The 2,066-nt window shown below is 59.8% G+C and carries 2 protein-coding genes; both read left to right on the top strand.

Annotated features, from left to right (window positions below; genetic code table 11):
- On the top strand, nucleotides 1-559 hold a 559-nt coding region (locus tag TR61_RS19325), incomplete at its 5' end, for a serine hydrolase (protein ID WP_157441002.1).
- A 199-nt stretch (nucleotides 560-758) separates the two neighbouring features.
- The coding region (locus tag TR61_RS19320) for a serine hydrolase domain-containing protein (RefSeq protein ID WP_216595448.1) at nucleotides 759-2,066 on the top strand (1,308 nt) is incomplete at its 3' end.

Genomic DNA, 2,066 nt, shown 5'->3' with positions numbered 1-2,066 from the left:
CGGACCCGCCGCAGTAACCGAATATCTACGCAGGCTCCGGATCACCGATATAAGCGTCGATCGGACGACTGGCGAGATCATCGGGGAATTCTATGGCCTGCCGGGACCGGCCACGATGAAAGTCGCCATGGAGGCCTTTGTGACCCGACCGGAACTCATGACGATCATGGGTGACCGAAATCTGGACTTCGAGGCGGATCCCCGCGACCAGTCAACGCCGCTAGCGATGCTGCAACTCCTGCTTGCCATCGACAATGGCACGGCGACGAGCGCCGAGAGCCGCGACTTCCTGATTGATGTCATGTCGCGCACGCGCACCGGCGCTGGTCGGCTCAAGGGACTGCTACCCCGGGGAACGCCCGTGGCGAACAAGACCGGAACCATCGGCGGAGTGGCCAATGACGTCGGCTATATCACGCTCCCCGACGGCCGTCGGTTTGCAATCGCCGTGTTCACCAAGAGCAGCGAGACATCCGAGGCGGACAGGGATCGGGCAATTGCCGAGGTCGCCCGATCGCTGTTCGACTACTTCCACGTTGGGCCGATGGTGAAGCAGTAAACGGTGAAACTTCGCCTTGCAGGATCTGCCAGTGCGCTCCTGCCCGGCGAAGACAGAACTCTCCGCAAACAGCCATGGTTATCCCGCCATAAAAATTCCAATGCAAAGGAGAAATCGAGTGAAGAACCTAATGAAACCACTACCTGCCCTGCTTGTTTCGTCGCTACTGTGCGTCACACCGGCACTCGCACAGCAGGCCATGACACAGGAAGAGGGCCAGGCGACCTTTGATGCGGTCCTCGCCGAAACTGCTGAACTGATCAAGGAAATGAACATCCCGGGGCTTGGTGTAGGGGTCATCCATGGGCCCAACACCTACAGCGCCGGCCTCGGCATCACGAAGGTAGGCACCGACGAGGCCGTTACCCCTGATACGCAATTTCAAATTGGCTCTGTGACCAAAACCTTCCTGTCGACAGTGGCCCTGCAGCTGTCCGAACGGGGCGAGCTGGATTTGAACGCGCGTGTCGCCGACCTCCTGCCGTGGTGGAGGGTCGCGGATGCAGAAGCAACGTCGAAAGCCCGGGTCGTTGACCTGTTCCACCATCGCGCTGGCTGGTATGGCGACCATGGGTTCCTTCGTGTTCCTCCGGGTGGATCGATCAGCGAGAAGGTCATGCTCCAGGCGGCTTACGTCGAGCAGCTCTATCCGTTCGGTCAAACCTGGATGTACAACAACACCAGCATCACCTTCGCAACCCATGTAGTGTCGCATGCCGGCGGAAAGCCGATCGAGAACCTGATCGAAGAGAACCTGTTGACTCCGCTCGGCATGGAGTCGTCATCCTTTAACTACGACGCCACCCCGCCGGCTGAAGGCTACGCATGGGGTCATCCGCCGATCTACGGCAAAGGCGACATCAACGATCTCACGCCGTACTACATTCCGCTGATCAGAGAGTCCGCAGCCTCCGGCGCGCTCCGCTCGACGATTAACGACATGCTGAAATACGCCCGCTTTCAGCTGGACGGAAAGGACGCCGCCGGGAACCAGCTGCTGTCCGAAGAAGCGCTGGACTATGCCCACGCTCCGGCAGTTGAGGCCGAGGCCGGCGACTTTACCGGGTTGACATGGTTCATCCACGATTACGACGGGGTCACCAGCCCCAGCCACGGCGGGAATTGGCCCGGCACGCGGTCCTTCCTGCAGCTGATCCCAGATCGCGACTTTGCCGTGGTGGTTCTGGTCCACAGCGATCGCGGATCCGAGGCCTACAAGAAAGTTGCGAACGCAATGGTCAAAGCCTTCACGGGAATCGAGGCCAACTCTCCGGTCGCAGCGGGTGTTGATCAGGCTGTGCTCGACCCCTTCGTCGGCGTCTTCAAGGGTAATTCGCAAAACATCGAGATCCGCAAAGAGGGCGACAAATATGTGTTTGTGCAGTTCTCCGCGTTGACCAGCGGATCGGATCCCGCGCCTGCCAATGTGGCCAACACGGCTGATGGCTATTTCATCATCACCGAAGGCCCGAACGAGGGAGCCCTTGGCGAATTGCTCGAAGATCCG

The organism is Aestuariivita boseongensis, assembly GCF_001262635.1.
GTDB classification, from domain to species: domain Bacteria; phylum Pseudomonadota; class Alphaproteobacteria; order Rhodobacterales; family Rhodobacteraceae; genus Aestuariivita; species Aestuariivita boseongensis.
This window is presented reverse-complemented; position numbering and strand designations above follow the sequence as displayed.